Source organism: Leucobacter sp. M11 (assembly GCF_035726885.1).
Classification (GTDB): Bacteria; Actinomycetota; Actinomycetes; order Actinomycetales; family Microbacteriaceae; genus JAPFRB01.
This window is the reverse complement of record NZ_JAPFRB010000004.1, coordinates 206244-209785: the sequence shown is the minus strand read 5'-3', so window position 1 is coordinate 209785 and position 3542 is coordinate 206244. Positions and strand designations below refer to the sequence as shown.

At 71.6% G+C, this 3542-nt stretch carries 4 protein-coding genes and 1 pseudogene; all 5 read left to right on the top strand.

Annotation, left to right across the window (positions count from 1 at the left end):
- The coding region (locus tag OOT08_RS12955; protein ID WP_325093165.1) for an ABC transporter permease at window positions 1-417 on the top strand (417 nt) is incomplete at its 5' end.
- Window positions 414-1184, top strand: coding sequence for an ABC transporter ATP-binding protein (locus OOT08_RS12950; RefSeq protein ID WP_325093164.1), 771 nt, complete (start codon window positions 414-416; stop codon window positions 1182-1184). The genes OOT08_RS12955 and OOT08_RS12950, both read left to right, overlap by 4 nt.
- The gene (locus OOT08_RS12945) at window positions 1181-1996 is read left to right on the top strand and encodes an ABC transporter ATP-binding protein (protein WP_325093162.1); all 816 of its coding nucleotides are present in this window, start codon (window positions 1181-1183) and stop codon (window positions 1994-1996) included. Before OOT08_RS12950 ends, OOT08_RS12945 begins: the two co-directional genes overlap by 4 nt.
- 74 nt (window positions 1997-2070) lie before the next feature.
- On the top strand, window positions 2071-2805 hold the full coding sequence (locus OOT08_RS12940) for a tyrosine-protein phosphatase (protein WP_325093161.1): 735 nt from the start codon (window positions 2071-2073) through the stop codon (window positions 2803-2805).
- Window positions 2806-2907: 102 nt separating this feature from the next.
- Window positions 2908-3542: pseudogene (locus OOT08_RS12935) on the top strand (urocanate hydratase); the annotation flags it as partial.

Sequence of the window (3542 nt, the reverse complement as noted above, 5' to 3'; positions counted from 1 at the left end):
CGGGTGATCCGCGCTGAAATTCGCCAGGCCGCGACGAGCGACTTCGTGATGGCGGCCCGCGCCTTCGGGGTGTCCCCCGGTCGCGTCTTCCTCCGGCACATCCTGCCGAATGTGTCCCCGGTGTTCATCGTGCAGCTGTCGCTCACGATGGGGCTCGCGGTCCTGGCGGAGGCCGGGCTGAGCTACCTCGGCTTCGGCGCCCCGCAGTCGATGCCCTCCTGGGGCCGGATGCTCGGCGAGATGCAGGTCTACGTCTCGTCGCACCCCGTCTCCGTGCTCTGGCCCGGGCTCGCCATCACGCTCGTGGTGCTCGCCTTCAACCTGCTTGGCGACGCGCTCCGCGATGTCCTCGACCCGTCCATCGTCCGGTTGCCCAAGCGGGACAGCCGCCCGAACCCGGGAGCGCTGGCCCGATGACCCTCTCCGTTGAGCAACTCTCCGTGTCGATCAACGACCGCCCGGTGCTCCGGGACCTCACGTTCGCGCTGGCCGACGGCGAGCGCCTCGGCGTGATCGGCGGCTCGGGAAGCGGGAAGACCCTCACCGCCCTCGCCGTGCAGGGCCTGCTGCCCCGGGGCGCGACGGTGTCGGGGCGGATCCTGCTCGACGGCGTTGACGTGCTCGCCCTGGACGATGCCGAACTCGCGAAGCTGCGCGGGGACCGGGTCGGGATGGTCTTTCAGGAGCCGAAGACGGCGCTGAATCCGCTGCATCGGCTGGGGCGGCAAATGACCGAGTCCCTGCACCTGCACTACCGGCTGAGCCGGGGCCAGCGCCGCGAGGCGGCCGAGGAGCTCGCCCGGCGGGTGGGGCTCGACGACTCCGCACGGATGCTGCGCTCGTACCCGCACCAGGTGTCCGGGGGCCAGCGTCAGCGAGCGGCGATCGCCGCGGCAATCGCCGCGAACCCGACGCTGCTCATCGCTGACGAGCCGACCACGGCCCTCGACGTGACGGTGCAACAGGGGGTGCTCCGGCTGTTCCTGGAGCTGTCGGAGACCCAGGGGCAGGCCCTGCTGTTTATCAGCCACGACCTCGCGGTCGTCGCCGAGGTTGCGGAGCGGGTGATCGTGCTGGACCGGGGCGAGCTCGTCGAGGAGGGGCGCATCGAGGACATCCTCGCGACGCCCCGGCATCCCGTGACGCGGGCCCTGATCGAGGCGGCGGACGGGAGGCCAGCGTGAGCGAGCAGGGTACGGAGCGGCGCGACCCGGTGCTGTTGGAGGGGCGCGCGCTCGTGAAGCGGTATCGGCAGCCGAGCGAGCGCCTGTTCCGTCGGGAGCCCGAGACGGTGGCGCTGAACCGGGTGAGCCTCGCGGTGCGCGAGGGCGAGTCGGTCGCGATTGTGGGCGAGTCCGGCTCCGGGAAGACGACCCTGCTCAAGCAGCTCCTGGGCCTGGAGACCCCCGACGCGGGCGAGGTGCGCTTCGCGGGCACGCCCGTCGTTCCCCGCCGGGGAGACCGGATGCTCTGGCTGCGCCGAAACACGGGGATCGTGTTCCAGGACCCCTATTCCTCGCTGAATCCGCGGATGCCCGTCGGGGCGATTGTGGCGGAACCGCTCGGCGCGCTCGACCTGCCGGGGGATCACCGGGCCCTGGTCATCGAGATGCTGGAGCGGGTGGGCTTGCCCGCGGACACGGCGGAGCGCTACCCGAACGAGTTCTCCGGGGGCCAGCGCCAGCGGATCGCCCTCGCCCGGGCCCTCGTGCACGGGCCTCGGCTGCTCGTCGGGGATGAGCCGGTGAGCGCGCTCGATGTGCTGGTGCGCCAGCGCATCCTGGCCCAGCTCACCGAGCTGCGCCAGGAGATGGGGCTGACCCTGCTCACGGTGACCCACGACCTCGGCATCGTTCGCCAGCTCGCGGAGCGCCTCGTGGTGATGCGTCGGGGCGAGATCGTGGAGGCGGGCCCCATCGAGGACGTGCTCACGCGCCCCGAGCACCCCTATACCCAACAGCTCATCGCCGCCGTCCCCACGCTGCCCCGCCGCTGAGCCGAGCGCGGCTCCGGGCGGTGCGTGTTCGCGCTGCTCTGTCGTTTCTCCGCTCCCCCTGACAGACTGGCGCTATGACCGAGACCACGCGAACCCTGACCGTAGACGGCCTCTTCAATCTCCGCGACCTTGGCGGGCTTCGGGCGGGCGACCGCACCGTGCTGCCGGGCCGCGTGTTGCGCTCCGACGGCCTGTTTCGGCTGACGGACACGGGGCGCGAACAGCTCGACGCGCTCGGGGTCGCCACCGCGCTGGATCTCCGCGACGATGCGGAGCGCGCCCACCAGCCCTCGCTCGTCAGCGACGCCGTCACGGTCGTCCCCACCCCCATTTTCCAGGGCGCGGCGCAGTCGGTGCGCGACGGCATCAGCCTGGAGGCGCTCTACCGCGACCTGCTCGACGGCTTCGGCGAGAACTACGCGGTCGCGGTGCGCCGGCTGGCGACCCACGACGAGCGCCCCGTGCTCGTGCACTGCACGGCGGGGAAGGACCGCACGGGCACGGTCATCGCGCTCGCGCTCAGCGCCATCGGCGTGGACCGGGACGAGATCATCGCCGACTACGCCCTGACCGAGCAGAACCTCGCGGGCCAGTGGGTGGACGCCCACATTGACATGCTCGACCGCTTCGGGGTCGCGATCACCCCGGAGCTGATGCGCCTCGTGGGCGGGAGCCCGGCCTCCGCGATGGCCGAGACGCTCGACTACGTGGCGGAACGCTACGGCTCCGCCCGAGCGTACCTGCTCGGCAACGGGGTGACGGAGGCAGAGCTCGCGGCGCTGGAGCTGCGGCTGCTCGGGGAGGCCTAAGCGTCGCGTCTGGGATTCCAGACGCGACACCGCCCGGGTGGATTGTTCCCGCCGCCGCGGTGGGGTGGGATGGGGGTATTACCCAGGAGAGGCAGGCCCACGATGGCGTTACCAGGAGCCCGGCCCGTGCGCGCCGCACGGGGCACCGAGATCACCGCGAAGAACTGGCAGACCGAGGCGGCGCTTCGGATGCTGCACAACAACCTTGACCCCGAGGTCGCCGAGCGCCCCGACGACCTCGTCGTCTATGGCGGCACCGGACGTGCGGCCCGCGACTGGGCGAGCTTCGACGCGATCAGCGCGACCCTCGCCGATCTGGACGAGGACGAAACCCTGCTCGTGCAGTCCGGTAAGCCCGTCGGCGTGTTCCGCACGAACGTGTGGGCCCCCCGCGTGCTGCTCGCGAACTCGAACCTCGTCGGCGACTGGGCGAACTGGCCCGAGTTCCGCCGCCTCGAGGCCGAGGGGCTCATGATGTATGGCCAGATGACCGCGGGGTCCTGGATCTACATCGGCACCCAGGGCATCCTGCAGGGCACCTACGAGACCTTCGCCGCGATCGCGAAGAAGCGCTTCGGCGGCTCCCTCGCGGGCACCCTGACCCTCACGGGCGGCTGCGGCGGCATGGGCGGCGCGCAGCCGCTCTCCGTCACCCTGAACGGGGGCGTCTGCCTGATCGTGGATGTGGACCGCAGCCGGCTCGAGCGGCGCGCGGGCAAGCGCTACCTGGACGAGGT

Excerpts from the sequence above, each read along its gene's own strand:
- OOT08_RS12950 (WP_325093164.1), top strand. The coding sequence starts at position 414 with ATGACCCTCTCCGTTGAGCAACTCTCCGTGTCGATCAACGACCGCCCG.
- OOT08_RS12940 (WP_325093161.1), top strand. The coding sequence starts at position 2,071 with ATGACCGAGACCACGCGAACCCTGACCGTAGACGGCCTCTTCAATCTC.